The organism is Enterobacter sp. SCRI0065, from assembly GCF_059766475.1.
Genome location: NZ_JCBAJB010000001.1, coordinates 795,898 through 822,723, shown reverse-complemented (window position 1 = coordinate 822,723; position 26,826 = coordinate 795,898). Strand labels below are relative to the sequence as shown.

Here is a 26,826-nt window from a genome sequence, read left to right as displayed (position 1 = left end):
GAAGAGAGGTTTGTGATGAAAATTGGCGTATTCGTCCCCATCGGCAACAACGGCTGGTTGATCTCCACGACGGCTCCGCAGTACATGCCGACCTTTGAGCTGAATAAGGCCATCGTGCAGAAGGCAGAGCACTACCACTTCGACTTTGCGCTCTCGATGATCAAGCTGCGCGGCTTTGGCGGCAAAACCGAATTCTGGGATCACAACCTTGAGTCGTTCACCCTGATGGCGGGTCTGGCGGCAGTGACCTCGCGGATCCAAATCTACGCCACCGCCGCCACGCTCACCCTGCCCCCGGCGATTGTCGCGCGCATGGCGTCGACCATCGATTCCATCTCCGGCGGTCGTTTCGGCGTCAACCTCGTCACCGGCTGGCAAAAGCCGGAATATGACCAGATGGGGATCTGGCCGGGCGATGAATACTTCTCGCGTCGCTATGACTATCTCACCGAATACGTGCAGGTCCTGCGCGATCTGTGGGGCACGGGCAAAAGCGACTTCAAGGGCGACTACTTCACCATGAACGACTGCCGCGTTAGCCCGCAGCCGTCTACCCCCATGAAGGTGATCTGTGCCGGACAGAGCGACGCGGGAATGGCGTTTTCCGCCCAGCACGCTGACTTTAACTTCTGCTTCGGCAAGGGCGTGAACACGCCGGCCGCCTTCGCCCCCACCGCCGCGCGCATGAAAGACGCCGCCGACAAAACCGGCCGCGACGTCGGCTCTTACGTGCTGTTTATGGTCATCGCCGATGAATCCGACGAGGCCGCGCGCGCCAAATGGGAGCATTACAAAGCCGGGGCAGACGAAGAAGCCCTGAGCTGGCTGACCGAACAAAGCCAAAAGGATACCCGCTCCGGCGCGGATACCAACGTGCGCCAGATGGCGGACCCGACTTCCGCCGTCAACATCAATATGGGAACGCTGGTCGGATCTTATGCCAGCGTGGCGAAGATGCTCGACGAAGTCGCCAGCGTGCCGGGTGCCGAAGGCGTGCTGCTGACCTTTGATGATTTCCTGACCGGCGTTGAGACCTTCGGTGAGCGCATTCAGCCGCTGATGCAGTGCCGTTCGCACATTCCGGCCATCACCCGGGAGGTGGCATGATGACGACCTTACCCGCACGCCCCGAAGCCATTACCTTTGCGCCGCAGCAGAGCGCGTTGATCGTAGTCGATATGCAAAACGCCTACGCCACCGAGGGCGGTTATCTGGATCTGGCAGGCTTTGACGTCTCCGCCACCAGGCCGGTCATTGACAATATCCAAACCGCCGTTGCCGCCGCGCGCGCCGCGGGGATCCTGATTATCTGGTTCCAGAACGGCTGGGACGATCAATACGTCGAAGCGGGTGGCCCCGGCTCGCCGAACTTTCACAAGTCGAATGCGCTGAAAACCATGCGCAAACGGCCAGAATTGCAGGGCACGCTGCTGGCAAAAGGCGGCTGGGATTATCAGCTGGTAGATGAGCTGGTGCCGGAACTGGGCGATATCGTGCTGCCCAAACCGCGCTACAGCGGCTTTTTCAACACCCCGCTCGACAGCCTGCTGCGCAGTCGCGGCATTCGTCATCTGATCTTCACCGGGATCGCCACCAACGTCTGCGTGGAATCGACGCTGCGCGACGGCTTTTTCCTTGAATATTTCGGCGTGGTGCTGGAAGACGCGACCCATCAGGCCGGGCCGGAGTTTGCGCAGAAAGCCGCCCTGTTCAATATCGAAACCTTTTTTGGCTGGGTCAGCAACGTCGCCGATTTTTGCGATGCCGTCTCACCACCTTCGTTATCCCGCATCGCCTGAGGAGCAAGACCATGCCGAAATCCGTAATTATTCCCGCTGGCACCAGCACGCCCATTGCCCCGTTCGTGCCGGGCACCCTCGCCGACGGCGTGGTGTACGTTTCAGGCACATTGCCGTTCGATGAGTTCAACAACGTGGTCTACCCCAACGACCCAAAGGCGCAAACCCGCCACGTGCTCGAGACCATCAGGCGCGTTATCGAAACGGCGGGTGGCACGATGGAGGACGTGACCTTCAACAGCATCTTTATCACCGACTGGAAAAACTACGCCGCGATTAATGAAGTCTACGCGGAGTTTTTCCCCGGCGAGAAGCCCGCGCGGTTTTGCATTCAGTGCGGGCTGGTGAAGCCAGAGGCGCTGGTTGAAATCGCTACCGTTGCGCACGTCGCTCAGTGAGGCCGCCATGAAAATATCCGTTTCACCGCCCCCCTTCTCCGACGCGCCCGTAGTGGTGTTGATCGCCGGTCTGGGCGGGAGTGGCAGCTACTGGCTACCGCAGCTTGCCGTACTGGAGCAGGAATATCAGGTGGTGTGCTATGACCAGCGCGGCACCGGAAATAACCCTGATGAATTGCCTCAGGGATACACGCTGTCGGACATGGCCGACGAGTTATATCAGGCACTGAGCCACGCAGGGATTACGCAGTTTGCAGTGGTGGGCCACGCGCTGGGAGCGCTGGTAGGGCTGCAATTGGCAATCGTTCGCCCCGATGCCGTGAGCGCCCTGGTGTGCGTGAACGGCTGGCTGACGCTAAACGCCCATACCCGGCGCTGTTTCCAGATCCGAGAACGGCTGCTGCACGCGGGTGGCGCGCAGGCGTGGGTCGAGGCGCAACCGCTGTTTTTATATCCGGCAGACTGGATGGCCGCGCGCGCGCCGCGCATGGAGGCCGAAGAGGCGCTGTCGCTGGCGCATTTTCAGGGCAAAAACAATTTGCAGCGCAGGCTGCTGGCCTTAAAGCAGGCTGACTTTCGCGCTCTGGCGGCGCGCGTTCGTTGCCCGGTGCAGATTATCTGTTCCGCCGACGACCTGCTGGTGCCCGCCGTTTGCTCGTCTGAGTTACACGATGCACTTCCTGGCAGCGACAAAGCGGTGATGCGTCAGGGTGGACATGCCTGCAACGTCACCGAACCCGAGGCCTTTAACACGCTGTTGCTCAACGGGCTTGCCAGCCTGATGCATAGCCCTGAACCGGCTTTTAAGGAGTTACCATGAGCGAAGCCATCACCCCGACGGCCATCAATACGTTGTTTACCGATGCCCACACCCATAACGGCTGGCGAGATACGCCGGTCAGCGACGAGATGCTGCGTGAGATTTACGCGCTGATGAAATGGGGGCCGACCTCCGCCAACTGTTCGCCCGCGCGGATCGTGTTTATCCGCACGGCTGAGGGCAAAGAGAAGCTGCGCCCTTCGCTCTCCAGCGGCAATCTGGCGAAAACGCTGGCCGCGCCCGTCACCGCCATCATCGCCTGGGACAGTGAGTTTTATGAGCGCCTGCCGGAGCTGTTCCCGCACGGCGACGCGCGCAGCTGGTTTACCTCAAGCCCGGCGCTTGCCGAAGAAACCGCCTTTCGCAATAGCTCAATGCAGGCGGCGTATCTGATCTTCGCCTGTCGCGCACTGGGGCTGGATACCGGCCCGATGTCCGGCTTCGATCGGCAAAAAGTCGATGAGGCATTTTTCACCGGCACCACGCTGAAAAGCAATCTGCTGATCAACATTGGCTATGGCGACGTCAGCAAACTGTATGGACGCCTGCCACGACTGTCATTTGAAGACGCCTGTGGGCTGGCATAAGGAGCGAAGATGAACATACCGGATAAACAGACCTTTCGTGACGCCATGTCCTGCATGGGCGCAGCGGTCAATATCATTACCACTGACGGCCCCGCCGGGCAGGCTGGCTTTACCGCCAGCGCGGTTTGCAGCGTGACCGATTCTCCGCCCACGCTGCTGGTGTGTCTGAACCGTGGGGCCTCCGTCTGGCCTGCGTTTAGCGAAAACGGCACGCTTTGCGTGAACACGCTCAGCGCCGGACAGGAGCCGCTTTCTAACCTGTTTGGCGGCAAAACACCGATGGCCGACCGCTTCGCTGCCGCACGCTGGCACACCGGCGAAACCGGCTGTCCACGCCTGGAGGACGCGCTGGCCTCGTTCGACTGCCGCATCAGTCAGGTTGTAAGCGTTGGCACGCACGACATTCTGTTTTGCACCATCGAATCCATCACCCGCCACCCAGCGCCGCAGGGGCTGGTGTGGTTTGATCGCGGCTACCACGCGCTTTTGCGACCCGCCTGTTAACCCTCCTTAAGGAGATTGCTCATGGCCTTGTTCGGTTTTCCCCACTGGCAGTTGAAATCGACCTCTACTGAACACGGCGTGGTCGCGCCGGATGAACGGCTTCCGTTTGCCCAAACCGCCGTGATGGGCGTACAGCACGCGGTTGCCATGTTTGGCGCAACGGTGCTGATGCCCATTTTGATGGGGTTGGATCCTAACCTGTCGATTCTGATGTCGGGCATCGGTACTCTGCTGTTCTTCTTCATTACCGGCGGACGCGTGCCAAGTTATCTTGGGTCCAGCGCTGCGTTTGTCGGGGTGGTGATTGCCGCAACGGGCTTTAGCGGCCAGGGCATTAACCCCAACATCAGTGTGGCGCTCGGGGGAATTATCGCCTGCGGGTTTATCTATACCTTGATTGGCCTGGTGGTCATGAAGGTGGGCACCCGCTGGATCGAACGCCTGATGCCGCCTGTGGTGACGGGCGCGGTGGTGATGGCGATTGGTCTCAACCTCGCCCCCATTGCGGTAAAAGGCGTGTCAGGATCCCAATTTGACAGCTGGATGGCGGTCATGACCGTGCTGTGTATTGGTCTGGTGGCGGTCTTCACCCGCGGCATGATCCAGCGTCTGTTGATTCTGGTCGGGCTAATCGCCGCCTGTCTGGTCTACGCGCTGGTGACCACCGTGTTTGCCGTAGGAACACCGGTCGATTTTACGCTACTGCAAAACGCCGCCTGGTTTGGCCTGCCGCAGTTCACGTCGCCAACCTTTAACGGCCAGGCGATGATGTTAATCGCGCCAGTGGCAGTGATTCTGGTAGCGGAAAACTTAGGCCATCTGAAAGCGGTCGCAGGGATGACCGGACGCAATATGGATCCGTACATGGGCCGCGCGTTCGTCGGCGACGGGCTGGCAACGATGCTCTCGGGTTCGGTCGGCGGCAGCGGCGTCACCACCTACGCTGAAAACATCGGCGTCATGGCGGTGACTAAGGTGTACTCCACGCTGGTGTTTGTGGCTGCGGCGGTTATTGCCCTGCTATTGGGCTTCTCACCGAAGTTCGGCGCGCTGATCCACACTATCCCTGCCCCGGTTATTGGCGGCGCATCGATTGTGGTATTTGGCCTCATCGCCGTCGCCGGGGCGCGGATCTGGGTGCAGCATCATGTCGATCTCAGCCAGAACGGCAACCTGATTATGGTCGCCGTCACGCTGGTACTGGGCGCGGGGGATTTTGCACTCACCGTTGGCGGCTTTACGCTGGGCGGGATCGGTACAGCCACCTTTGGCGCGATATTGCTGAACGCGTTGTTAAGTCGCCGAAGGGCTATCGAGCCTGAGGTGAACATCATCAAACAGGACGTCTGATAATGCAGACAAATCCCTCTCAGGAGGGATTTTCTCACTGCTCGCCAAACAGCCGCTCTATTGATTTAGTGGGATAGAAAAGTGAGCGGCTGTTTTCGCCCGTCAGGGGAATAAAACCCTGTTTTTCGTAGAAGACTTTCGCGCCGTCGTTGAGGGCATCAACGAACATCCCATGAATGCCCACCGCCTGGGATGCCAGATAGACTACCTTCATAGCGTGAACTACCAGCGTGGTACCCCACTCCTGGCCCTGTAGATCTTTGTGAATAGCCAGACGGCCTAGTGTTACGCTGGGAACATTGACGTAGGGCACCTGACGTTGCTGCGTTTTTGACGGGAGTAACGCTTTCTCAAAACAACTGCCTGAGAGGGTGTAATATCCCAGGACTCTGGCGTTTGCACCGGGCGTTTTAAGCAGGTAACCGCGCAAGATGCGCCCACCATGCTGCCGAGCCAAATGTTCGCTCAGGAAAATGTTTAGAGAGGTTTCGCCACAGTCAAACTCGCTAAAATCGTATTCTGCCTCATGCGAAAACATTTCAATTATCAAATCGGCCACGACTTACTCCATGTCTTGAAGACGCTTCGCTGCTCGTTTTAATCTGTCATTCGGTGTCGGTGGATTGCTGATGGCTTCCATGACCACATCCCACGATGCTTTTTCAAGGATCAGGCGACGATGTTGCTCAATGACCTCAGCCGCCCTTTCAGAGGCGCTGTTAACCATAAACTGAGTAATCGTCTGGTTTGTCATCGCCGCAGCTTCTTCAATAATACTTTTGTCTTCGTTAGTCAGACGAAGATCGATACGTTGTTTTTTCAATACTGACATCATTCACTCCGGTATGTACGGAATAAATCCGTACATACACTGTAAAGCTGTCGACCGCCTTTTTCAACCGAAAACTATTCCAGCGTAAGATCCTGCGCCTCACGGCGCTTTCTTCTTTTCAGCTTTAGCTCGCTCACCAGCACGCCCAGCACGATAAACGCCGCACCGAGCAGCGCCAGCAGCGGCAGGCGTTCCCCGGCGAGGCGGCCAAAAATGCCTGCCCAAACCGGTTCACCGGTGTATATCACCGTAGCGCGGGTTGGCGATACGCTGCGCTGCGCCCAGTTCATAGTGACCTGAATAATGGCGCTGAAAATGCCCAAACCCAACGCAACGATAATCAGGCCTGGCGACATCGGCGGCACCGATTCTCCGGCAGGCACCATGGCAATAAAGGCCACCAGCGACGCCGTCGCCAGCTGCACTACCGTCACGCGCTTAACATCCACCTTTCCGGCCCACGCGCTAATCAGAATGATTTCTGCCGCAATTGCCACCGCGCCGATAAGCGTAATGATTTCACCCGGACCCATCGCCAGCAGGTTATCGCCCGGGCCCGCAAGCAGGATCAGGCCAATAAAGGCCAGCACAATGCCGATGCACGACATCAGCCCCGGCATTCTGCCCAGACACAGCCACTGGAGCAGCGGCACCAGCGGGACATACATGGCGGTAATAAAGGCCGATTTACTGCTGGGGATGGTCTGCAACCCCCAGGTTTGCAGGCTGTAGCCCATGGCTATCGACACCCCAATCGCCACGCCAGCTTTGAACTCTTTTAGCGTTAACCCGCGCAACGTTTTCAGTGAGATGAGCGCCACCGCAACCGCCGCCGTGGCGAAACGCAGGCCGACAAAGAAGAACGGATCGCTGAGCGTCACCGCATATTGTACGGCCAGAAAGGTTCCGCCCCAGAACATGGTTATCAGGATCAGAAGCGCTTCTTGAGGTTTGATGGAAATGGCGTAACGGGAGAAGGACATGGGGCACCAGCTTAACGAGTCAATGACGTAGTGTGCGATGCCCGTGATAACAGTTCAATGTGGCAAACATAAAAAAACCGCCGGGAGACCCGGCGGCAGGGGGATATTTCAGGCTATCAAACGCTGAAATGGGGAGAAAACACGCTAACTCTTGTTGCTCCCATGGCTGTTTTTACCCCCTTTTTTGCCAGCCTCAGACGCGCGCTGCGGATCGTTCTTGAAGTTACCGCCGCTCTGCTGGCCACCTTTACGACCTGCTTCTGATGCTCTGTCACGGTCTTCAGCGAAATTACCTGAACCACCACGATGGTTTGCCATCTCTAACCTCCAGACGTTGAAACATTAGACATCATACTGCATTCAGTAAAAGAGGATTCTTTCACCTGACGACGCCTGAACCGGCTGCTTTATCTGCGTCGCGTGAAACTAAGCTTAGTGGAGGGAAGACGCTCAATCAGTAATCGGTAATATTCTGCAACACGTTATCAGTCGTTTGTATGAGATTTCGCCCCTGGCATACATAAGACACTCTTATACTTCGAGAAATCCCCCCCGGTAAAAATGTTTCATTTTGCTACAAGGAAAGCTCCTAAATATATTGTTATAAATCAAAGAAATGGCGTTGAGATTTGCAGTCTCGCCGTGACGTCATATCTTTAAATGAACGCAGCGATGTGCTGCTAAAAAAAGCAAACGAGGAGTAAGGCAAAATGGCAAAAGTTCTGGTGCTCTATTATTCCATGTACGGACACATTGAAACCATGGCTCACGCGATAGCGGAAGGCGCTAATAAAGTTGATGGCGTGGAGGTCGTGGTGAAACGCGTACCGGAAACCATGAATGCAGAAGCGTTTCTGAAAGCGGGCGGCAAAACACAGAATGCCCCGCAGGCGACGCCGCAAGAACTGGCCGATTATGACGCGATCATCTTCGGCACCCCTACCCGCTTTGGCAATATGTCCGGGCAAATGCGCACCTTCCTCGATCAAACCGGCGGGCTGTGGGCATCGGGCGCGCTGTACGGCAAACTCGCCAGCGTGTTCAGCTCAACCGGCACTGGCGGCGGCCAGGAACAGACGATCACCTCGACATGGACTACCCTTGCACATCATGGGATGGTGATTGTGCCTATCGGTTACGGCGCACAAGAACTGTTTGATGTTTCTGTCGTTCGAGGCGGCACACCGTACGGCGCAACCACCATTGCAGGCGGCGACGGATCACGTCAGCCAAGCGAGGAAGAGCTGGCTATCGCCCGTTTCCAGGGTGAGCACGTTGCCAGTCTCGCTAAAAAACTGAACGGCTAACACCACAGGAGGACAAGCATGCCAACACAAGAATCTAAAGCTCATCACGTCGGAGAATGGGCAAGTCTGCGCAACACCTCTCCGGAAATTGCCGAGGCTATCTTTGAAGTCGCGAAATATGATGAAAAGCTGGCGGAGAAAATTTGGGAAGAAGGCAATGACGAGGTGCTGGAGCGAGCCTTCCAAAAAACAGACAAAGACTCCCTGTTCTGGGGCGAACAAACCATCGAACGTAAAAACGTCTAAACGTTTCCCCCGCACTGAGCGGGGGTTTCCCGTTATTTCGCCGCGTCGTTCATGACTGCATTGAATTTATCAATTGGACAGAAGCCATTCGTGTCAATCGGGCACCCTTTCAGTTCGAGCGTAACGCGCTGCGCAGGGGATTTGAGCGATAACACATCCGCATTACGCAACTGATTCGAGCTTTGATAGACGTACTCAATTTTCATCAGCTCACGGTTCGCACTCTTGTCATGCCAGCGCTGGAAGACAATTTTGCCGCCAATCGGCGTGCGTTCGTGCTGGTCATGCAGTTGATACGGTTTGAAATCCAGCGCCGTCAGCAGAGAAGCGATGTTCGAATCGTGACCCGCCAGCAGCGTGATTTTTGCCGCTTTCGCCTGATCCGTCACCAGTGCTTTATCAATGTATTTCACCAGCGGCTTAGCCACGTTTTGCGCCACTTCAGTCGAGGTAAACAGCGAATCCTGATAGCCATTTTTCAGCTTCGACAGCACGCGCCACTGCTGGTCGGTTTTGATTTCACCCCAGGCCACCTGATCCATCGGGAACCCTTCGTAATATTGCAGCGTAAACGCGTCCACGAGTGAATTGCCCACTTTTAGCGGCCCGGACACGCCCGGCTCTTTTTCATAGTCGGCGCTGAAGGTGTCTTTGGCTTCGGTCAGCGAGCACACTTTTTTCTCTTTGCAGGAAGGCGACTCGGCATAATTCGTCATCTGTTCCAGCAGTTTGTAGCTCTCATCAAGCTGCATTTTCTGGCGTTCCGTTTCCATCGCTTTCAGGGCTTTTTCACGAAACGCTGGGGAGTTATCGGTAATCACCGGATTAAATGTCGGGTCCATGGTGCCCATTTTTTCCTGATGATGCACCGGAATATCACAGCCCGGGAAGGCACCGGTGATAAAGAACTGCGCGGTTGCCACGGTGCGTTGCAGGCTGTTGGCGTAGGCATAAACCGAGTCCGCTGGTGGACATTCGCCGGTGGTCACCATCCCTTGCTCGGCCAGCCATTCGCGCATGTAGTGACCCATATAGACTTCGAGCACGCCGCCTTTAGTGGTCAGCTGTCCGCCCGGCACTTCCCATTCTGGCCATTTATTCGGCGTGGATTGCTCCAGCACGCTGCCGTTATTCGCCAACGGTGCGCGCAGATTGTGTCGGCTCATGATCAGGACCTGCTCCAACTGGTAGCCTTCCGGCGTCGTTTGCGCCTGCACACCAGAGGTCATCATTACCGAACCGGCCACTGCGATAGCGAGTAGTGCTTTTCTCATCCCTTATTCCTCTCGTCTTGTTCTGTTATGGTCGATTTCAGTGTGACAGATTGATGACGAAATTCCGGGAACCATTTCTCAAACTGATGATTACCTTTCCAGTTGGTCGCCGTACTCCTGCATCCAGGCGGCCAGCGGAGAAAGCGCGCCTTGCAGCGTCAGCCCCAACGTTGTTATCTGGTACTCCACGCGCGGCGGGATTTGAGGGTAAATAGTGCGGGTGACCAGTCCTCGCTGTTCAAACAACCGCAGCTGCTTCGTCAGCTCTTTTTGGGTAATCGGTGCCGCCGCCCGCAGCAGATCGCCAAAACGGACCGGCGTATTGAGCACAATCAAACGATACAGAATCGGGATTGCCCATTTACCGGAAATCAGGCTCACGAACTGCGTCATCGGACAGGATTCAGTCACAGAATTTTTTTCACACATCACGTCGAGTCTTTCCGCCATAGCACACCGTTCGCCTCTTTAGTATCCAAATGGTACCTGGTTTCTTTTGGATACTAACGTTTCTATAGTGCTTTCTCCAGAGACATTTTGAGGATGTGGATATGGGACGTTTAGCAGGTAAATATACGTTGATCACCGGCGGCACCAGCGGTATTGGTCTGGCCACCGCGCAGGAATTTATCGCCGAAGGGGCACTCGTGGCGCTCACCGGACGTAACCCCGAAACCCTTGCTGAGGCGCGACGCATTTTGGGTGACAACGCATGGGTTATCCCCACCGATGCAGGCGACATTTCGGCACAAAAACAGCTGGCAGAGACTCTCGCCTCGCGCTGGCCGCGTCTTGACGCTGTCTTTATCAACGCCGGAGATGTCACGCATGGGTTAATCGAAGAGTGGCGCGAAGAGACGTGGGATCGTTTAATGGGCATCAATCTTAAAGGGCCGTTCTTTTTGATCCAGGCCCTGCTGCCGCTACTGAATAATCCATCGTCTGTTATTTTATGCGGCTCCGTCAGCGCACGGATTGGGCTACCCACCAGCAGCGTTTACGCCGCCAGCAAGGCGGGATTGTTATCGCTGGCGCGCACGCTGTCGGCTGAATTGCTGCCACGCGGGATCCGCATTAATGGTCTGAGTCCTGGCCCGGTAGAAACCCCGGCATTGAACAAACTTGGGTTGAGCGAAGCCGCGCAAAAAGCAATGCAGTTTGATATTGCAAACCTGGTACCGATGGGTCGTATGGGCACGCCAACGGAGCTGGCAAAAGCCGCGCTGTATCTGGCATCCGATGAATCAAGCTATACCGTAGGCACGGATCTGCTGGTGGATGGCGGTACCGGGAGCCTGTAGTTAAAAGGCGCTGATGCCGGTCGCCACGCCGACATACAGCGCCGCCCAGGCGGCTGCCGAAGCCAGGCTGACGGCATACACCTTTGCCGCACTGATTCTCAACGTTCCCGCCGCCAGCGGCACGATATAGCGCAGCACCGCAATAAAGCGCGAGGTGAAAAGCGCCACCACGCTGCTTTTTTGCAGTTGATGCTGAATGCGCAAAATCTTGTCAGCGTGCTTCGCCGTAAACCGCGCGACCATCCGGGTGTGCCCCATTAGCTGCCCGATATGATAATTCACCACCGACCCTGTCATCGCCCCAAGCGCCACCGCCAACCACGTCAGACCAGGATGCAGGCTGGACTGGCTGACGGTTATCCCCGCCACTAGCATCACCGACGCTGGCGGCAGCACCGATGAGATAAGCACCGTGGATTTACTCAACGCCATGACAAACAGCAATACGAATAATTGCTCCGGATGAAGTGCAAAATGGTTCAGTAAATTGTTTAACCATTCCATTGCTGCACCTCAATAATCATTAATGTTCCTATTTAAATGCACGGTATCTAAATAAACCCTCAACGTCGGTTAAAAATGAATGTTCTAAACGTTTCCTAAACATTATTGAGAATTGAAAGCACAATTAAAAAAGGAGCGTATTATGCCTCTCGTTTTACTACGATCTCGTTATGGCGAGGCTCCTGTACAAATACACGTTATCGCTCTGGTCATTTCGAGAGAACTGGCACAGGGTAAAACAGGCACTGTCGAATCAAGGCTTTGTCAGTATAACTTCCCTGCGGGGATACGGTGTACAGTGCTGAACCCAGGACGTGGGGATCTCTTCTTCGACATGCCCTGTCTTGCTCGCCCCTGAGAGATATTTTTATTCAAAGGGAATTCACTATGTCTTATCCAATTCACAACGCCAATCCTGCATTCAACGACAGCGCTATCGCGCAGTATATGAATACCGATTTTATTGTTCTCGATGCGGCATTATGCGTTGCTCTCGCGCGCGAACAGTTTTTCGATAAATTAAAAAATGACGATATTCCGGCGCATATTTTTATTGACGATAACGGCAGACTGGCGGGAATGCTTTCCGTGCGACGGTTATTACAGGAAGCCGATACGTTACAGCCTGTAAAATCGCTAATGACTTCGCCATTTTTACAGGTTTCTCCCGACGATGAGCGCGCAGACGTCGCGGCACGACTGGCTCACAGCGAGGCCGATATTGTGCCAGTGGTGACAAACGGTCAGTTAGTCGGCTGCCTGACCGAACGCGAAATCGCTCACCTTCTGGAAGACGACGTCACCGAAGACGCCCAGCGCCAGGGCGCGACGTTACCGCTGGAAAAGCCTTATCTCGAAACCAGCCCCGTGAGCCTGTGGAAAAAGCGTGCCGTGTGGCTGTTGCTGCTGTTTGTGGCAGAAGCCTATACCAGTACCGTGCTTCAGCATTTTGAAGAAGCGCTCGAAGCCGCCATCGCGCTGGCGTTCTTTATTCCGTTGCTGATTGGTACGGGCGGGAACAGCGGTACGCAGATCACGTCAACGCTGGTGCGCGCCATGGCGCTGGGCGAAGTCGGGCTGAAAGACGTCGGACGGGTGCTGAAAAAGGAGATGACCACATCATTGATGATTGCCGTCACGATGGGCCTTGCCGGATGCTTCCGCGCCTGGATGATGGGGATTGGCGTTGAAATCACCGTCATTGTGAGCCTGACGCTGGTGTGCATTACCCTGTGGAGTGCGATTGTCTCTTCCGTTATTCCGATGGTGCTCAAGCGCTGCGGCATCGATCCGGCGGTAGTCTCCGCACCGTTTATCGCCACGCTGATTGACGGCACCGGGCTGATTATTTACTTCAAGATTGCGCAGTATACGTTGGGGCTGGAGTAGTCAGGCGAACTGATGCATTCACTATAAAGACCCGCGTGATTGCGGGTCTTTAGTTTAATTTATCTAAACGGCGCATCCAACGAGACTTCGGCATCCGGTTCATGCGTAATACGGTTTCGCAGGTCGCGACGGATTAATTCAATGGCCCAGAACCAGAAGACATGCCCGATAATTTCAGAGATATATTCATGAATGGGCAACTGCGTCAGCGGCGGCGTCAATCCCAGCAGCGGGAAGCTGATGCCATGAACAAACAGTGTGGCGACCAGACCGGCCCATACGCCCTGCCAGAGTTTTACTTTCGGGAAGACTTCGGCAACGACACAATAACCGATGGCAAATACCAGTGAGAAAATGATATGGGTAATCATTACTGGGTTAATAATATGCTCAGAGAAGGTATAAACGGTCGCGGTCGGGTCAATCCCCAAATAATCACGCAGGAACAAATAAGGCGGGTTAAATTCATTGCGTCCACCGGAGAATGTGCGCGGTGGTAGCGGCACTTCCGCGCCCCATTTGACAAACGCAGACAGCAGGCCGGAAATAATCCCGACAAAAAGTGCTACACCATATCGACGTCTATTTGGAGAAGTCTGTACCAGAAAATCTTTAATTGCCATAAATCACAACCACCACAACTGAACGATTATTATGTGCAATAATTCTTGAACAGCAGGTGAATACGGACATTGATCGAGATCACACTTTTAACCCATTGTGGGTAGTGTAAATTAATTTATCGGAATAATGCTTAGTTAAGCAATAATACCCCACTAATTATGGCAGGGTATATACATTGTCGCGCGTGGCTGATATTCAAAATTGATAGCTATAGTTTACGCTGGCAAACCACAGGTAAGGATTATCATAGCGACCTTTAAGCAGCGCTGGAGACTGAACGCGGGAAGATTGCATATGCAGGTAAGACACGGCAAACCCAATATTGCTTTGCGGCGTGACCTGATATTGCGCCCCGGTCGCAAAACGCCATTCATCACCGGTTGGTAAGGTCAGCGCCACGTCACTTTGCGATTCATAAATGGTGCTATCAAATGCCACTCCCGCATTTAATCGCCACTGCTCCGTCGGTCGATACTGCACCCCCAGCGCCGTATGCCAGGAATCCTTCAGACGATTAGCTTTATCAATATCCTGGCCTGAAACCGACACTTGCGGACTGCCAAACTGGCTCCAGTCCTGCCAGCCCAAATCGCCCATGACTGACCACTGTTGATTAATGTCGTGAACCAGACTCAGCATAATTTGCTGCGGGGCTCGGACCTGGGCCGATATAGGCAAATCGTATTCTACGTTCGGTAAATTCGGGAACCGAGCTTTGGCATCAATAGCAAAGTCGTATTCAGTTTTGCTGGTCCACGTCATGCCCGCTCGCGTTTGATCGGTGAGCACCATTAATAAACCCAGCCGATAGCTCATCGCCCAGTCGTGATCTTTCTCCGTTTCATCATCGCCATCGACATTACGCGTGAGCGACAGAAAACCGTAGTTAACGTTAACGGAACCACCTATTGATAACCGGTCATTCAGTTTATAGGCCAGCGAAGGACTGACGGTTAGCGCCGCCATCGTGCTTTTCTTAATGAGACGATCGCCCGCCCAATTACCGTAGTCCGTCCCCAGACCATAATTGCCGTATAAGCCGATCCCCGCAAAAAAATCGTCATTTATTTTTTGCGAATAAAAAGCGCTGGCATTCGGGAAAACACGCATGATATCGCCAGGGCTTTTGCCTCTCGATCCCTCATCCATTTTATAAGAAATATCACCGTCCATCGCCTGCAAACCACCGGTAAACATATGGTCTGGCAGACGAGTCATGCCCGCCGGGTTGGTGACGATAGTCGAGGCATCCTGCGCACGGGCCGCCTGCCCAGCACCTGCCAGGGCGGTATCTTCGGTGCCAATTTCATAAAAATAGAGCCCACTGGCGTGTGTGGATTGCGATATAAATAGACCGAGACAAATCAATATCGATTTTTTCATTTGCCACCTGCTGTTAACCATTTTGTTTTAGGTATTTTCTTTTCAGTAAATAAGAGGAAATAAATATCCTCACTCTCTTTGAACCGGTGGAGAAGCGGGTGCCGTGTACCAGTTTTCTTTGGCTACCATCACCGACCCTTTAGGCTGCATCACAAAATTAGGCGACATGATTTGGACGTTAAATTCATTGAACACGTCCTGAATATGGCTATGGAGTTCATTACGGGCCATCGCCAAAGATTGACCCGGCAACAATCGGACCTGGAGTTCATAGGAGATATACCAGTCCATCAAGCCCAACTGGCGCACCAGCGGCGGCTGTGAAAGATCGACCCCTTTTGCCCGTTTAGCGGCCAGCTCCAGCATGGCGTGAACCTGCCGCCACGGGGTGTCGTAACCAATGGTGACGCCGACCGTGAGATTGATACCCCCGTCAGGGTTTTGCGCACTGAGGTTAGTGATTTTACCACTGACCACCACGGCGTTCGGCACCGTGACGACGTAGTTTTCACGGGTAATAATTTTGGTCGCCAGCATGCCGATTTCGCTCACCAGCCCTTCGTTATCCGCCACGCGAATCACATCCCCCTTGCGCAGCGCACGGGAATAAATCAGCACCAGACCACTCATCGCGTGATTCATCACCCCTGCCGAACCGAGCGTGAGCATTAAGCCAAAGAACACGCTAATGCCCTTAAACGCCAGCGAGTTGGCACCGGGTAAGAATGGGTAGGCCGCAGACAGGGCAAACAGCCACACCACGACGGATATCAGCTTGCGGGTGGCTCCCACGGTCTCAGGATGAATACCCGGAAGCTGTAACCGCCCTGCCTCCACCTGATTCAGCACCACTTTGAGCAGCTTAAGTATGAAAGCGGTGATGAGGACAATAACCATGACAATCAGCAAACCCGGCAGCGCCGACACTACCGACAGCGCAATCTCCCGCAGCACCCGCACCGACCAGTCACCCAGCGATTCGCCCCACACTCGCGTCCAGGGAAACAGGCTAAATACCCAGCTTAGCCAGACGTAGAGCGCCAGAATACTCAGTAAAATCATCAAAAAAGCATACAGCCGCGTTTCGACCGCGCCGATAAACCTACGCCAGCGATGCGGTACCCAGCTGCGGTTTTCGATAATGCGCCTGCGGTAATAACGCCGCACTCCGCGCCATGAACGATACGCGCCGTACCAGAAAAGCAGTAGCCCCACTAACCCTGCCGCCGTTTTCAGCGCAGATAAGGCGAGCCAGCCGGTATCATACTGGTCGCGCAGCGCCGTACGCTGGGCTTCCATCCGGGTCAGTACGCGTTGTGCTGCCTGGTCGAGGGTGAGATCGTCGCCTTCATCCAGATCGGCCTGCGCCAGCAGCATCAAGGGTTTGCCGTTCATGACGATCAGCCGCCCATGCTGGTTATAGCGGGTGACCGGGACAATTTTTAACGGCTCGCGCAGGTCGGCTTCCGTGAAATGGCGTAGCGTATTGCGGATGCGTAACACGCGTTCTTCCGGCGTGGTCAGGCCAAACTTAGCCTGTAGCATGACAATCGGCTGATGAAAAATGTACACCGTCCGCGCGCGTTCCTGTTCCGATGGCTGCTGTCGGGGCTCTGCCGCAACCGCGGTGAAGGTTAGCGCGCCGATAAAACAGGTCAGAAGAATGAGCAGTATCTTGTTCATACACACCACTTTCTCGTTATGCTTAGTCAGTCAACTTGCACCCTAAACCCCGTATTCACGGCGCGCATTTCTCAGGGTCAAACACGGTCTTCCAGTCCTGCTTCATATCCACGACCGTCCAGCCCTTTTCTTTCGCTACCGCTAAACCGTCAACCAGTTTTCCGCTGGCAGGCGGATGGCTATCGTAGGCGTACTCGCGCTCGGCATCGGTGTGGTGAACGATCAGCCCAAAGGTTTTATAGTCCGGGTTCGCCCCGGTGTACTGCATCATGGCTAAATCGCCGTCGCTGTTACCAAAAGCCGCCACCGGACGCTGCCCCATAAACAGATGAATGGCGACCGGTTTGGCCGCCGCGTCGTCGTTGAACGCCCCTTTCATCGTTTTGCGCAGTTGGGTGCCGTTATCGGTCAGTGAAAATTCGCTCAGAGAGAACGACCCGACAACCTGCTCTGGCGGAATGCCGTACATTTTGTTGGTTAACACCCGCATAAAGTCGATGCCTCCGCCCGAAACAATCCAGGTTTTGAAACCGTTCTCGCGCAGGTAGTCCAGAAGCTGTCGCATCGGCTGATAGCCCATGCTGTCGTAGCGGCAGCCGAAGCGTTTATCACGTTGGTTATCCATCCATTGACTCACCCTTTTGCTGAACGCCTCGGTCGTCATGTCGCTGTGGGTGACGGCCAATAGCTGCATCAGCCCTTTCTCGCCCGACGCGGCTACCGCGTTAAGATCGTTATTCAGTACCGCGCTGAGAACGGGATCGTTCTTCCACTCCGGATGCTGCGGTGCCAGACGTTTGACTTCATCCACCGCAAACTGTAGCTGGAAGGTCAGCGGCGCTTCAGGCCACAGGGTGCCGTCGTTATCAAAGACCACGTAGCGATGTTCGGGCGGGATAAACGTCGCCCGATCCTGCTGAGTCGCATTTTGCACCCACTGCTCGATGGCGCTTTTTGCTGCCGTGTCGTTCCAGGCAGAAAGCGGATCGGCGGCCTGCGCGGTGCTGATTGCGCCGAACAGCAGCGCACCGATAACGAGTTTGTTATTCATTTTTCACCTCTTTTTTCAGGCGTCAGTGCGGGCAGGCGAACCGGAGCCCAAAAATGACGCCAGATATGATGTAGATACTGAAAGCTTCGCCACAGCAGGCGACGTATAAACCACAGAACTCCCGATAACAGGACGGTGGCCCCCACGATCAGCGCGGTTCGCCAGTGGTCTTCGTCGGAGGTGCCGCGCAGCGCCGACTCGCTGCCCGCCGCACGCGCCTGAGCCACTGGTAAGGTTGCGCCGGGTAATTCGGCAATCTGCCACTGCTGATGTGCGGTGTCCCACCAGCGTAATTTGACGGGCGGTAATACGATGGCTCCGGCCTGCGACGGCAGATAGCGCAGTTTTTCTACCCGCTGCGCGCCTTCGATTTCACCGCGACCTGACTTCAACAGCGTATTTTCTGGCGTCAGGCGTTGCGTCTCGGCTCCTGGGATCGCATACAGGATTTGCGGAATTTGAGTGGGCGCTATGCCGCGAGCTTTCACGGTGACGGTGCGTTCCACCGCATCCCCCGCGCGGAGCGTGTCGTCATTGCCGGCATGAAACTGGGAAATGTTCTGATCGATCGTTAAGTCGCTGGCGGGCAGAAACCGGTCCGGTTGCTCAACGCCTTGTGGCCAGGCGACCGTTTTTTTCAGCTCAGGTAACTGCACCGTCACCGGAGCCTGACTGGCGGAAGTGAGCGTGACTTCGGTTGCCGGGAGCAGGAGTTCACCCCGATCCCACGCTATCACCTCTCTTTCCAGCCGCACGCCGCTCCAGCTGATGCCATTTTTCTGGCGGCTCAACAAATGATTGGGCAACGGCGTCGTCATCAGTGAGCCATTTTTGATGGCGAAATCAGGCCATTCCGGCGGTGGATTAAACCAGCTATCGGTCCAGAAGGTCACCGCAATGCGCACCGGCTGACCGGGTGTGACCTGTTCCGGTGCCTCCAGTTCTCGGGTGATATCCATGGCCGCGCGCGCAGGCAAAACCGCTAGTAACAGCATAAGCACCAGGGTTTTCATGGCGTCTCCTCGGTGTTGGCGCGGTAGAGATTTTCCAGCAGGCCGGATGGAGAAACCTCCAGATTGTCAAACCACTGGTTAACCTGCGGGCTGCTGCTGGCAACCGGCTGGAGATCCTTCTGGTTCACGCCCTGACCTTTCTTCAAATCGTGCTTAATCTCGTCTGGCTTGTAGTCCTGCTCTTTACCCTGTGCCGCCTGCCGGTCGCGCTCTTTCTGACGTAGCTGCATAATGATGCTGGCGATAGCGGCCCGGTTTTTTTGCGCCATGTCCCAGTCCGGACGCAGGCTGAGCGCCCGGTCATAGCTGTTAATAGCCTGCTGCCACTGCTTTTGCTGCGCGTAGCTGTTGCCAAGCCACAGCAGGACGTCAGCGGTTTGTGGTGCCTGGCGAAACGCCGACGCGGCGGCCACATAGTCTTCAGCACGGTAATACGCAATACCCTGCCAGAGCGGATCCTGGAAGCGTTGCGCGGCTTTTTGATAATCACCCTGCCTGAAGGCGATTTGCCCCTGAACGTCCGGGCTAATCCACGCATCCTGCCAGGCAGCCTGACTTTGCGGCGCGTAGATCAGCGGCATCAGAACGACCAGCCAGCAAATGAGCTGCCGCCGCCCGAAAAGCAGCAGCAAAAGCATCGGGATCGCCAGCAGGTAGCCGCTGTTTTTCCAGTGCAGATCGCCGCGAGCGTTGTTCTGCGCCGCCACCGATTGCTGAATGTGACTGGTGATCACCGATAAATCGCTGTCGTCGCTGGTCACCAACGTGACGGGGATGCCGCCGTCGCGGATTTGGCTAAAGCGCTCAACATTGAGGCGCGTATCAATTCCGCGCTGGACGTAGTTTTCGGGGAGTTCCCCGCCGCGCGCGGTGCCCGGCACCCAAATTTGAATCGGTGCTTTACGCTGCGCTAGCCAGGTCGCGTCCTGCGGCGAAACGCTATCGGCAATCAGCAGGATATTGCGCGGCGCGTCGGGCGTTTCTGGCATGTTTTTCATCGCCAGATTAACGGCCTGTTTCAGCCCCGAGCCTTCGCCCTCTGGCAGCAGGTTCGGGCTTTGCGCATGCAGGAACAGCGAGTAAAAGGTCGGATCGCTGGTCAGCGGCGTGGTGAGGTAAGCGCCCGAATGGTAAACCACCAGACCAAAATGGGTTCCGGTGGATCGCGACATCAGTTGCATAATTTTACTTTGCATCCGCTGATGACGGCTGGGGGTGAGGTCTTGTGCGTACATCGCCGGGTCCTGTTGCAGAACGACCATCACATTGCTTTGCGGCGTTAGCGCTGCGGGCAGTTCTCGTTGCCAGGTCGGGCCCGCTAAGGCGATAACGCCGAGCGCGCACAGCCAGGGTAATACGCGAGTGATGCGCTTTTTGCGCCCAATAATCAGCGCCCTGGCGAAGGGTTTATCCATGATCTGATGCCAGGCGCTACGCTGGCCGCTCGCCACAAACCACAGCAACACGCACGGGAGCAATGCGGCTAACCACCAGGGATGGATAAAATGAAAATCGCTCATGCTGTTTTCTCCCGCACAAAGCGCCCGATGGCGAGCACAATCAGCAGGCCCAGCGCCAGAAGCAGCGGCCACTGGAATAGCGGGAGATGCCACGACCAGCCGATTGATTTCACCTGCACCGGCGTGATGGCGTCGATCTCTTTCCACACGCTATCCAGCGCGGCACCGGTGTTAGCCGCAGTCCAGGATTTGCCGCCGGTCATTTGCGCTATGTTCTGTAGTAACGGCAGGTCGACTTTGTCGTCTCCGGTGCTGCTCAAATCGCCAAAGGCAATGGTATGCACCTGAACGTGATGGGTAGCCGCCAGCTGTGCCGCAAGCGGTGGCGGCAGCTGCGAGGCTGTATCATTGCCGTCGGTCAGCAGGATGGCCAGCTTGCTGGCGTCTTTGTTAGCGGTGCTGTCGAGCAGCTTCACGCCTACGCCAAGCGCGTCGCCAATCGCCGTCTGTTGACCGATCATGCCGGGTGCGAGTTGGTTAATCCGCGTTTGCAGCGCCTGTTTGTCTTCGCTAACCGGCGCGAAAGGCCATGCCTGGCTGGCAAAAATCACCAGCCCGATGCGGTCGGTTTTACGCGCGGCAACAAATTTGCGCACGGAATCCTGTACAGCCTGCAGGCGGGTGATCCCGCCCTGCACGTCGTTTTTAGCCATCGAACCGGAAACATCAAGAATTAACACCACGTCACGCATCGGTTTTTGTATTTGCTGTGGCGGGGTCAGGTATTCCGGGCGGGCAAGTGCCACCACCAGTAAAAGCCATATCAGCCAGAACATGAGATTCGAGAACGTACTGGTGCGTACCGGCTGGCTGTTGAGCTTAAGCTCGTCAATCAGTTCCGGCAAAAACGGAACGCGCACCTGCTCTTTGACTTCGCGCTCTTGCGACAAAAAATAGCGCCCCATCAGCGGCAGAAAAATCAGCAATCCTGCCCACGGCCAGGCGAAGTCGATACGGCTCAGAAACTCAGACATAGGGCAGTTTCTCCAGCCATTTTGTTAGCTGAGCCCGCAGACGCGCGGTATGGCTGGCGTCGAGCTGGTTATCCGGCTGGCAATATTTTTCATTCAGTTGCTGACGTAGGTCGTTATCGATGTCCACCTGCTGGAGGAATTGCTCGGGCGAAAGCGTCTGGCTGACGGTAGCGCGCGGCTGATGCATCAGCAGAATACGTTTGATCAGCTCAAGCCAGCCGTCGGCGCTGTGTGCGCCTTGTAGCGAGGCCAGCGCTTCTCGCCGCCATGCGTTGCGCCGCCAGCGGGCAAGGCGAAACACCCCAAACAAAATCAACGCGATAAGCAACACCACACCTGTCACCCACCATCCGGGCGGTAACGGGAACCACGAGAACCCCTGCGGCAGTGCAGGAACGGACAGCTCCGGCACGCTAAATCCTTTCTCAAGCATTCAGACTCCCTTTTGTAGCTGTTTAATCAGATCCTGCGTCACCACGATCTGGTTGACGCGAACGCCTAGCCGCGTCAGCCGATTTTCGAGACGCGCCAGCCGGGAGGTGATGCTCTGTTGGATCTCTGCTTTCAGTTGAGGCGATAGCGAAAAGGCCGCGTCACGGCCCTGGTAGCGGGCGGCTAAATCGCCGTGCGTCGGCAACCGGAGATGCAGATCGTCGAGCGTGACAAAGGCGCTGATTTCACAGCGCCTTCTGAGGGCGGCGAGCAGCGCTTCACCGGTAGCATCGAGATCGTGAAAATCACTTAACACCGCCACCCACGATCCGGCGGGAATCAGCGGCATGGCGTGCTGCATAACGCTGGTGAGCGTGACGGTGGCTGGGGCTTCGGTCGGATAACGCTGGGGTAACGCCTGGTTGTAGTGCAGCACGTCGTCAAGCACGGCGTGTAAGTTACGAGTGGGCGCACGACATTTTTGCAGGCTGAATTCGGTATCGCTGAACACCACGCTGCCGATGCGATCGCCATCGTGCCAGCTTCGCCAGGCCAGCAGCCCGGCAATGTTGGCGGCGGCGACGGATTTCGTTTGCCCGCGCGTGGAAAAGTACATATCCAGACGCTGGTCAACGATCAAAAAGACCGGGCGCTCACGCTCTTCGTTATACAGTCGGATCCAGGGCGATCGTAGACGCGCCGTGGCCTGCCAGTCGATCAGACGCACGTCGTCGCCAGGCTGATAGCGGCGCAGGCTGTCAAAGTTCAGCCCCCGGCCCTGCTGGCGCGAAACCCGCTCGCCAGCCAGCGCGCCCGGTGGGATTTGCCCGGGCGGATTCGACAGCAGCCGCGCCTGACCGGCCAGCGCCATCAGCGTGTCGCGATCGACCTGCAGTGCCGCGTCCATTACGCCACCACTGCGTCGAGCAACATCCGAACCACGTCGTCAGGCGAGCAGTTATCGGCATTGGCCTGATAGCTCAGCATCAGGCGGTGGCGCAATACCGCCGGGGCGACGCGCTGGATATCTTCCGGCATGACCGCATCGCGGCCTTCCAGCCAGGCCAGCGCGCGACCGCAGCGGTCCAGCGCCAGCGTGCCGCGAGGGCTGACGCCAATGGAGATGTACCCGGCGAGCGTATCGCTGACCGCCTGCGGATGACGGGTCATGTTCACCAGATTCACAATGTAATTTTCAACGGTCGGGGCGACGTAAATGGCCGAGATTTCCTGCCAGCAGTCGGCAATCTCCTGCTGAGACAGCATCAGTGTTTCATGTGACGCCGCGTGGGATTCAACCTGACCGGATTGATACTTCTGCTGCTGCTCGGCGCGCACCATTTGCATCACTTTTTGTTCGTTTTCACCCGACGGGTAATCGACCAGCACTTTCATTAAAAAGCGGTCGAGCTGGGCTTCCGGCAGCGGCCAGGTGCCTTCCTGATCCACCGGGTTTTGCGTCGCCAGGACCATGAAAACGCCCGGCAGCGGCCAGGTTTTTCCGGCCACCGTGACGTGGCGTTCTTCCATCGCTTCCAGCAGCGCCGACTGCACGCGCGCCGAGGCGCGGTTTATTTCATCGGCCAGAATGATGTTGCCAAACACCGGCCCCGGGCGAAAACGAAACTGGTCTTCTTCGCGGGTGGCATTTTGCTGATAAATCTCACTGCCGGTGATGTCCGACGGCAGCAGGTCCGGCGTGAACTGAATGCGGCGGAACTCCCCTTCAACATGACGGGCAAGTTCGCGCACCGCACGGGTTTTTGCCAGCCCCGGTAAACCTTCCAGCAGCACGTGACCATCGCAGAGCAAGGCCACAATCAGCATACGCACCAGCGCTTCCTGGCCTAAAACCTGTTGATTCATGCGCTGCTCTAGCTCAAGCAGTTTTTCTCTGTTTGTCATTTGCGCAGTCCTGCAAAGTCACGTTTTAACAGCGTGGCGAGCCCGACCAGAATCGGCTCGGCGTAGTTGAAGAACGTTTTGATGCCAGGGCACAGGTAGTTAAGGCCCGGCTCGCCATCCGGCGTACGGACAATGCGGTTTTTCGGGCATTCTCCCCAGCACAAATTCAGGTACGGACACTGTTTGCAGTATTCCGGCAGCGTCTCTTTTTTGCCTAAGCCAAAGGCTTTTTGACGCTCGGAAAACGCCATGTGTGCCAGTTTGATATCGGCGATATTGCCAATCTGATATTCCGGGTAGACGTAGTGGTCGCAGGAGTAAATGTCACCATTTTTCTCCACCGCCAGACCTTTGCCGCAGAACTCCGAGGCGGTACAAATTTGTGCGGGCATGCCCATCGTTTGTGCCACTGCGGTTTCGAACAGATTCACCTGCACGCGGCCCAAATCGTTATTAACCCACTCTTCGAACACCGTTTTCAGGAACGTGCCCCAGTCTTCCGGGTCTACCGACCAGTCGGTGACGATGGAATCTAAATCGCCCGGTCTGGCGCGACGACTGCCGGTCACGGGAATAGTTTCATCGCGCCAGAACTGCGGCGCAGTGACTTTAAAATCGACGGGTTCAACGCACGGGTTGAACTGCACGTAGGTGGCCCCCAGCTCGCGGGTCACGAAGCGGTAGACTTCCAGCGGGAAGCGCGCGTTGGTGCGATTGACCGTGACCAGCGCGTTAAAAGGCACGTTGTATTTTTTTAGCGCCTCGACGCCTTTCATCACTTTGTCGAACGTGGGTTTGCCGCTGCGCGTGACGCGGTAGCGATCGTGTAATTCCCGTGGGCCGTCAATCGACAGGCCGACCAGAAAACGATGTTCTTTGAGAAATTCAGCCCATTTGTCGTTAATCAACACGCCGTTGGTTTGTAGGTCGTTTTCAACGCGCTGACCGGGTTTCTGGTACTGTTTCTGGAATTTAACCACCTTTTCAAAAAAATCCAGTCCCATTAAGGTCGGTTCGCCGCCTTGCCAGGAGAACACCACCTGGTCGCCATCCTGACCGTCGATGTACTGACGGATAAAGTTTTCCAGCACGTCATCGCTCATGCCGGTGTGACGGTCCTGATGCAGTAGCTCTTCTTTGTGCAGATAAAAACAGTACGAACAGTCGAGATTACAGGTCGAGCCTGTGGGTTTCGCCATCACATGGAAGCGGCGTGTATATTCAGGCCCTTTGCCGTCGTACTTTTCCGCAGACGGTAGCGCTTTAACAGGCAACGTGGTGCTGTACTTCATCGCGAACCCCTAATAACCGGGTGGTTGCCCACCCGGATTGTGACAGCTATTAATTACTCTTCGCGCCTTGCTCAATCAGCGACTGGACGTCGGAAACGGTGAACGAACCCGGTTTCTGACGCGGCGGGAACTCCTGGAAGCTTTGCAGCATATCGCCTACGTATTTCTGCGCCCCGCCCAGCAGGAACAGACGACTGTAGAACCAGCTGTTGTAGTCCATACCGGTATCGCCTTTTTCAAGCGGGTCGATTTCCAGATCGAAAATCATTGGCACACGCAGTTTGGTAAACGGATAACGCCACACGTCCATGCCGGTATGTTCCTGAATCATAAAGTGCGCTTTCCAGCGGCCATAACGGATAGCCAGCAGGTCCCCGTCATCACTCCAGTAGAAGAACTCTTTACGTGGGTCTTCGCCTTTGCCCTGCAGGAAGTCGAGCTGGTTGTAGCCGTCGAGATGCACTTTGTAGGTGATAGACGGGGTTTTGTAGCCTTTTAACAGCTGCTCTTTGATATCCGGCACACCCGCAGCGGCCACCAGCGTTGGGAACCAGTCGTTGCTGCCAAAGATGTCGTTAATCATCGTGCCCGGCTTAACGTGCCCCGGCCATTTCATCATCGCCGGAACGCGGAAACCGCCTTCCCAGCCGGTGTTTTTCTCACCGCGGAACGGCGTCATCCCGGAGTCAGGCCAGGTGGCGAGCATAGGGCCGTTATCCGTGGTGTACACCACGATAGTGTTGTCTTCGATGCCGAGATCTTTGATTTTCTTCAGCACCTCGCCCACCGTTTTATCATGCTCAACCATGCCGTCGGCATAGGTCCCAAGCCCGGTTGCGCCGATGCTGGCGTCTTTCAGGTGGGTTTTATTGTGCATGCGGGTGGTGTTGTACCAGGTGAAGAAAGGCTTACCGGCCTTGACCTGACGCTCCATAAAGTCGTTGTTGGCGGCCAGGGTTTCATCATCCACGGTGCCCATACGCTTGATGGTGAGCGGCCCGGTATCTTCAATTTTGCCGTCGGCGCTGCTCTTAATCACACCGCGCGGGCCAAACTGTTTACGATAGGCAGGATCTTTCGGGTAATCCGGGTTTTCAGGTTCTTCTTCGGCGTTCAGGTGATAGAGATTGCCGAGGAATTCATCAAAACCGTGCGCGGTTGGCAGGAACTCATCCCGGTCACCGAGGTGGTTTTTACCAAATTGCCCGGTGGCATAACCCAGTTGCTTAAGCACATTGGCGATGGTCGGGTCATCTTTACTCAGACCTTGCGGCGCGCCCGGCATCCCAACTTTACTCATCCCCGTACGGAACGGCATCTGACCGGTAATAAATGACGAACGTCCGGCAGTGGAACTTTGTTCTGCATAATACGAAGTGAACTTCGCACCTTCATTCGCAATACTGTCAATATTCGGCGTCTTATAACCCATTGTTCCCTGATTATAAGTACTTAAATTCCAGTAACCCACGTCATCGCCAAAAATGACAACAATATTAGGCTTCGTATTATTTTGTTCTGGGGCAGTGGTGGTAGATGTTGCGGGCGCGGCATACGCTGCACTTATTGCACTCGATGCAAGTGTAAGCATACTGGCCAACACTGTCCGCTTAAATGGAACGGTCTTGAGCATGGTGGAACTCCTTTCATTAGAG

Annotated in this window: 30 protein-coding genes and 1 riboswitch; of the genes, 11 read left to right on the top strand and 19 right to left on the bottom strand. The window is 55.8% G+C overall.

The genetic code is table 11. From position 1 onward, the window contains the following. Nucleotides 1-15 precede the first annotated feature (15 nt). From rutA to rutG, 7 genes are read left to right on the top strand one after another with little or no spacing between them, the layout of a single operon-like run. Complete coding sequence (gene rutA, locus AC6EMZ_RS03935) at nucleotides 16-1,107, top strand: pyrimidine utilization protein A (RefSeq protein ID WP_498401471.1); 1,092 nt, start codon at nucleotides 16-18, stop codon at nucleotides 1,105-1,107. Beyond that, complete coding sequence (gene rutB, locus AC6EMZ_RS03930) at nucleotides 1,107-1,799, top strand: pyrimidine utilization protein B (protein WP_498401470.1); 693 nt, start codon at nucleotides 1,107-1,109, stop codon at nucleotides 1,797-1,799. Before rutA ends, rutB begins: the two co-directional genes overlap by 1 nt. A gap of 11 nt (nucleotides 1,800-1,810) precedes the next feature. Continuing rightward, complete coding sequence (gene rutC, locus AC6EMZ_RS03925; RefSeq protein ID WP_498401075.1) at nucleotides 1,811-2,197, top strand: pyrimidine utilization protein C; 387 nt, start codon at nucleotides 1,811-1,813, stop codon at nucleotides 2,195-2,197. Nucleotides 2,198-2,204: 7 nt separating this feature from the next. Then, nucleotides 2,205-3,017, top strand: coding sequence for a pyrimidine utilization protein D (gene rutD, locus AC6EMZ_RS03920; RefSeq protein ID WP_498401074.1), 813 nt, complete (start codon nucleotides 2,205-2,207; stop codon nucleotides 3,015-3,017). Next, complete coding sequence (locus tag AC6EMZ_RS03915) at nucleotides 3,014-3,604, top strand: malonic semialdehyde reductase (protein ID WP_498401073.1); 591 nt, start codon at nucleotides 3,014-3,016, stop codon at nucleotides 3,602-3,604. Before rutD ends, AC6EMZ_RS03915 begins: the two co-directional genes overlap by 4 nt. A gap of 9 nt (nucleotides 3,605-3,613) precedes the next feature. Continuing rightward, the gene (rutF, locus tag AC6EMZ_RS03910; RefSeq protein WP_498401072.1) at nucleotides 3,614-4,108 is read left to right on the top strand and encodes an NADH-dependent FMN reductase RutF; all 495 of its coding nucleotides are present in this window, start codon (nucleotides 3,614-3,616) and stop codon (nucleotides 4,106-4,108) included. Nucleotides 4,109-4,129: 21 nt separating this feature from the next. After that, nucleotides 4,130-5,458 carry a pyrimidine utilization transport protein G gene (gene rutG, locus AC6EMZ_RS03905; RefSeq protein WP_498401071.1) on the top strand — a complete coding sequence of 443 codons (1,329 nt, stop codon included), beginning with the start codon at nucleotides 4,130-4,132 and terminating at the stop codon, nucleotides 5,456-5,458. Nucleotides 5,459-5,492: 34 nt separating this feature from the next. Here the strand turns inward: rutG and AC6EMZ_RS03900 are convergent, their stop codons facing one another. From AC6EMZ_RS03900 to AC6EMZ_RS03885, 4 genes are all read right to left on the bottom strand, one after another. Further along, entirely contained in the window at nucleotides 5,493-6,017 is a 525-nt protein-coding gene (locus AC6EMZ_RS03900) for a GNAT family N-acetyltransferase (RefSeq protein WP_498401070.1), read from the bottom strand. Nucleotides 6,018-6,020: 3 nt separating this feature from the next. Then, nucleotides 6,021-6,290, bottom strand: a complete 270-nt coding sequence (locus tag AC6EMZ_RS03895; protein ID WP_498401469.1) for a type II toxin-antitoxin system TacA family antitoxin — start codon at nucleotides 6,288-6,290, stop codon at nucleotides 6,021-6,023. 74 nt (nucleotides 6,291-6,364) lie between these two features. Continuing rightward, nucleotides 6,365-7,273 (bottom strand): DMT family transporter, encoded by a 909-nt coding sequence (locus AC6EMZ_RS03890; protein ID WP_498401068.1) that lies wholly within the window; start codon nucleotides 7,271-7,273, stop codon nucleotides 6,365-6,367. 144 nt (nucleotides 7,274-7,417) lie between these two features. Then, complete coding sequence (locus AC6EMZ_RS03885) at nucleotides 7,418-7,591, bottom strand: con-10 family general stress protein (RefSeq protein ID WP_012016914.1); 174 nt, start codon at nucleotides 7,589-7,591, stop codon at nucleotides 7,418-7,420. 392 nt (nucleotides 7,592-7,983) lie between these two features. Here AC6EMZ_RS03885 and wrbA point away from each other — a divergent pair, with 392 nt between their 5' ends. After that, a complete protein-coding gene (wrbA, locus tag AC6EMZ_RS03880; protein ID WP_498401067.1) occupies nucleotides 7,984-8,580 on the top strand; it encodes an NAD(P)H:quinone oxidoreductase in 597 nt (198 codons plus the stop codon). Between the two features lie 18 nt (nucleotides 8,581-8,598). Next, nucleotides 8,599-8,826 (top strand): YccJ family protein, encoded by a 228-nt coding sequence (locus tag AC6EMZ_RS03875; RefSeq protein WP_498401066.1) that lies wholly within the window; start codon nucleotides 8,599-8,601, stop codon nucleotides 8,824-8,826. 32 nt (nucleotides 8,827-8,858) lie between these two features. Here the strand turns inward: AC6EMZ_RS03875 and agp are convergent, their stop codons facing one another. After that, nucleotides 8,859-10,100 (bottom strand): bifunctional glucose-1-phosphatase/inositol phosphatase, encoded by a 1,242-nt coding sequence (agp, locus tag AC6EMZ_RS03870; RefSeq protein WP_498401065.1) that lies wholly within the window; start codon nucleotides 10,098-10,100, stop codon nucleotides 8,859-8,861. A gap of 90 nt (nucleotides 10,101-10,190) precedes the next feature. Continuing rightward, on the bottom strand, nucleotides 10,191-10,550 hold the full coding sequence (locus AC6EMZ_RS03865) for a winged helix-turn-helix transcriptional regulator (protein WP_498401064.1): 360 nt from the start codon (nucleotides 10,548-10,550) through the stop codon (nucleotides 10,191-10,193). A 101-nt stretch (nucleotides 10,551-10,651) separates the two neighbouring features. Here AC6EMZ_RS03865 and AC6EMZ_RS03860 point away from each other — a divergent pair, with 101 nt between their 5' ends. After that, nucleotides 10,652-11,401, top strand: a complete 750-nt coding sequence (locus AC6EMZ_RS03860) for an SDR family oxidoreductase (protein WP_498401063.1) — start codon at nucleotides 10,652-10,654, stop codon at nucleotides 11,399-11,401. Here the strand turns inward: AC6EMZ_RS03860 and AC6EMZ_RS03855 are convergent, their stop codons facing one another. Continuing rightward, complete coding sequence (locus AC6EMZ_RS03855; protein WP_498401062.1) at nucleotides 11,402-11,905, bottom strand: DedA family protein; 504 nt, start codon at nucleotides 11,903-11,905, stop codon at nucleotides 11,402-11,404. Between the two features lie 157 nt (nucleotides 11,906-12,062). Then, nucleotides 12,063-12,232, top strand: a riboswitch (M-box (ykoK) riboswitch). A 60-nt stretch (nucleotides 12,233-12,292) separates the two neighbouring features. On the opposite strand from AC6EMZ_RS03855, the gene AC6EMZ_RS03850 reads away from it, so the two are divergent. Then, nucleotides 12,293-13,294 carry a magnesium transporter gene (locus AC6EMZ_RS03850; protein ID WP_498401061.1) on the top strand — a complete coding sequence of 334 codons (1,002 nt, stop codon included), beginning with the start codon at nucleotides 12,293-12,295 and terminating at the stop codon, nucleotides 13,292-13,294. A gap of 59 nt (nucleotides 13,295-13,353) precedes the next feature. On the opposite strand, the gene AC6EMZ_RS03845 is transcribed toward AC6EMZ_RS03850, so the two are convergent. From AC6EMZ_RS03845 to AC6EMZ_RS03790, 12 genes are all read right to left on the bottom strand, one after another. Continuing rightward, nucleotides 13,354-13,917 (bottom strand): YagU family protein, encoded by a 564-nt coding sequence (locus AC6EMZ_RS03845; protein WP_498401060.1) that lies wholly within the window; start codon nucleotides 13,915-13,917, stop codon nucleotides 13,354-13,356. 196 nt (nucleotides 13,918-14,113) lie between these two features. After that, nucleotides 14,114-15,301, bottom strand: coding sequence for an OmpP1/FadL family transporter (locus AC6EMZ_RS03840; RefSeq protein WP_498401059.1), 1,188 nt, complete (start codon nucleotides 15,299-15,301; stop codon nucleotides 14,114-14,116). Nucleotides 15,302-15,370: 69 nt separating this feature from the next. After that, the gene (locus AC6EMZ_RS03835) at nucleotides 15,371-16,984 is read right to left on the bottom strand and encodes a mechanosensitive ion channel family protein (protein WP_498401057.1); all 1,614 of its coding nucleotides are present in this window, start codon (nucleotides 16,982-16,984) and stop codon (nucleotides 15,371-15,373) included. Nucleotides 16,985-17,039: 55 nt separating this feature from the next. After that, the gene (locus tag AC6EMZ_RS03830; RefSeq protein WP_498401056.1) at nucleotides 17,040-18,035 is read right to left on the bottom strand and encodes an HAD family hydrolase; all 996 of its coding nucleotides are present in this window, start codon (nucleotides 18,033-18,035) and stop codon (nucleotides 17,040-17,042) included. After that, nucleotides 18,032-19,048, bottom strand: coding sequence for an oxygen tolerance domain protein (locus AC6EMZ_RS03825; protein WP_498401055.1), 1,017 nt, complete (start codon nucleotides 19,046-19,048; stop codon nucleotides 18,032-18,034). Before AC6EMZ_RS03825 ends, AC6EMZ_RS03830 begins: the two co-directional genes overlap by 4 nt. Further along, nucleotides 19,045-20,568 (bottom strand): tetratricopeptide repeat protein, encoded by a 1,524-nt coding sequence (locus AC6EMZ_RS03820; protein WP_498401054.1) that lies wholly within the window; start codon nucleotides 20,566-20,568, stop codon nucleotides 19,045-19,047. The genes AC6EMZ_RS03825 and AC6EMZ_RS03820 overlap by 4 nt, the downstream gene beginning before the upstream one ends. Continuing rightward, entirely contained in the window at nucleotides 20,565-21,542 is a 978-nt protein-coding gene (locus AC6EMZ_RS03815) for a VWA domain-containing protein (RefSeq protein ID WP_498401053.1), read from the bottom strand. The genes AC6EMZ_RS03820 and AC6EMZ_RS03815 overlap by 4 nt, the downstream gene beginning before the upstream one ends. Further along, nucleotides 21,535-21,975 (bottom strand): DUF4381 domain-containing protein, encoded by a 441-nt coding sequence (locus tag AC6EMZ_RS03810; RefSeq protein WP_498401052.1) that lies wholly within the window; start codon nucleotides 21,973-21,975, stop codon nucleotides 21,535-21,537. The genes AC6EMZ_RS03815 and AC6EMZ_RS03810 overlap by 8 nt, the downstream gene beginning before the upstream one ends. Further along, a complete protein-coding gene (locus tag AC6EMZ_RS03805) occupies nucleotides 21,976-22,881 on the bottom strand; it encodes a DUF58 domain-containing protein (protein WP_498401051.1) in 906 nt (301 codons plus the stop codon). Next, on the bottom strand, nucleotides 22,881-23,879 hold the full coding sequence (locus AC6EMZ_RS03800) for an AAA family ATPase (RefSeq protein ID WP_498401050.1): 999 nt from the start codon (nucleotides 23,877-23,879) through the stop codon (nucleotides 22,881-22,883). Before AC6EMZ_RS03800 ends, AC6EMZ_RS03805 begins: the two co-directional genes overlap by 1 nt. Continuing rightward, nucleotides 23,876-25,171, bottom strand: a complete 1,296-nt coding sequence (locus tag AC6EMZ_RS03795; RefSeq protein ID WP_498401048.1) for an anaerobic sulfatase maturase — start codon at nucleotides 25,169-25,171, stop codon at nucleotides 23,876-23,878. The genes AC6EMZ_RS03800 and AC6EMZ_RS03795 overlap by 4 nt, the downstream gene beginning before the upstream one ends. 49 nt (nucleotides 25,172-25,220) lie before the next feature. After that, nucleotides 25,221-26,804, bottom strand: coding sequence for an arylsulfatase (locus AC6EMZ_RS03790; protein WP_498401047.1), 1,584 nt, complete (start codon nucleotides 26,802-26,804; stop codon nucleotides 25,221-25,223). Nucleotides 26,805-26,826 lie beyond the last annotated feature (22 nt).

Bases quoted from the DNA above. Each gene is read 5' to 3' on its own strand.
- AC6EMZ_RS03835 (WP_498401057.1), bottom strand. From the start codon at position 16,984: ATGAACAAGATACTGCTCATTCTTCTGACCTGTTTTATCGGCGCGCTA.
- rutA (WP_498401471.1), top strand. From the start codon at position 16: ATGAAAATTGGCGTATTCGTCCCCATCGGCAACAACGGCTGGTTGATC.
- rutF (WP_498401072.1), top strand. From the start codon at position 3,614: ATGAACATACCGGATAAACAGACCTTTCGTGACGCCATGTCCTGCATG.
- AC6EMZ_RS03890 (WP_498401068.1), bottom strand. From the start codon at position 7,273: ATGTCCTTCTCCCGTTACGCCATTTCCATCAAACCTCAAGAAGCGCTT.
- rutB (WP_498401470.1), top strand. From the start codon at position 1,107: ATGACGACCTTACCCGCACGCCCCGAAGCCATTACCTTTGCGCCGCAG.
- AC6EMZ_RS03875 (WP_498401066.1), top strand. From the start codon at position 8,599: ATGCCAACACAAGAATCTAAAGCTCATCACGTCGGAGAATGGGCAAGT.
- AC6EMZ_RS03790 (WP_498401047.1), bottom strand. From the start codon at position 26,804: ATGCTCAAGACCGTTCCATTTAAGCGGACAGTGTTGGCCAGTATGCTT.
- AC6EMZ_RS03885 (WP_012016914.1), bottom strand. From the start codon at position 7,591: ATGGCAAACCATCGTGGTGGTTCAGGTAATTTCGCTGAAGACCGTGAC.
- rutD (WP_498401074.1), top strand. From the start codon at position 2,205: ATGAAAATATCCGTTTCACCGCCCCCCTTCTCCGACGCGCCCGTAGTG.
- AC6EMZ_RS03810 (WP_498401052.1), bottom strand. From the start codon at position 21,975: ATGCTTGAGAAAGGATTTAGCGTGCCGGAGCTGTCCGTTCCTGCACTG.
- rutC (WP_498401075.1), top strand. From the start codon at position 1,811: ATGCCGAAATCCGTAATTATTCCCGCTGGCACCAGCACGCCCATTGCC.
- AC6EMZ_RS03805 (WP_498401051.1), bottom strand. From the start codon at position 22,881: ATGGACGCGGCACTGCAGGTCGATCGCGACACGCTGATGGCGCTGGCC.
- agp (WP_498401065.1), bottom strand. From the start codon at position 10,100: ATGAGAAAAGCACTACTCGCTATCGCAGTGGCCGGTTCGGTAATGATG.
- rutG (WP_498401071.1), top strand. From the start codon at position 4,130: ATGGCCTTGTTCGGTTTTCCCCACTGGCAGTTGAAATCGACCTCTACT.
- AC6EMZ_RS03855 (WP_498401062.1), bottom strand. From the start codon at position 11,905: ATGGAATGGTTAAACAATTTACTGAACCATTTTGCACTTCATCCGGAG.
- AC6EMZ_RS03820 (WP_498401054.1), bottom strand. From the start codon at position 20,568: ATGAGCGATTTTCATTTTATCCATCCCTGGTGGTTAGCCGCATTGCTC.
- AC6EMZ_RS03840 (WP_498401059.1), bottom strand. From the start codon at position 15,301: ATGAAAAAATCGATATTGATTTGTCTCGGTCTATTTATATCGCAATCC.
- AC6EMZ_RS03800 (WP_498401050.1), bottom strand. From the start codon at position 23,879: ATGACAAACAGAGAAAAACTGCTTGAGCTAGAGCAGCGCATGAATCAA.
- AC6EMZ_RS03830 (WP_498401056.1), bottom strand. From the start codon at position 18,035: ATGAATAACAAACTCGTTATCGGTGCGCTGCTGTTCGGCGCAATCAGC.
- AC6EMZ_RS03825 (WP_498401055.1), bottom strand. From the start codon at position 19,048: ATGAAAACCCTGGTGCTTATGCTGTTACTAGCGGTTTTGCCTGCGCGC.
- AC6EMZ_RS03845 (WP_498401060.1), bottom strand. From the start codon at position 13,917: ATGGCAATTAAAGATTTTCTGGTACAGACTTCTCCAAATAGACGTCGA.
- wrbA (WP_498401067.1), top strand. From the start codon at position 7,984: ATGGCAAAAGTTCTGGTGCTCTATTATTCCATGTACGGACACATTGAA.
- AC6EMZ_RS03865 (WP_498401064.1), bottom strand. From the start codon at position 10,550: ATGGCGGAAAGACTCGACGTGATGTGTGAAAAAAATTCTGTGACTGAA.
- AC6EMZ_RS03895 (WP_498401469.1), bottom strand. From the start codon at position 6,290: ATGTCAGTATTGAAAAAACAACGTATCGATCTTCGTCTGACTAACGAA.
- AC6EMZ_RS03815 (WP_498401053.1), bottom strand. From the start codon at position 21,542: ATGTCTGAGTTTCTGAGCCGTATCGACTTCGCCTGGCCGTGGGCAGGA.
- AC6EMZ_RS03860 (WP_498401063.1), top strand. From the start codon at position 10,652: ATGGGACGTTTAGCAGGTAAATATACGTTGATCACCGGCGGCACCAGC.
- AC6EMZ_RS03850 (WP_498401061.1), top strand. From the start codon at position 12,293: ATGTCTTATCCAATTCACAACGCCAATCCTGCATTCAACGACAGCGCT.
- AC6EMZ_RS03795 (WP_498401048.1), bottom strand. From the start codon at position 25,171: ATGAAGTACAGCACCACGTTGCCTGTTAAAGCGCTACCGTCTGCGGAA.
- AC6EMZ_RS03915 (WP_498401073.1), top strand. From the start codon at position 3,014: ATGAGCGAAGCCATCACCCCGACGGCCATCAATACGTTGTTTACCGAT.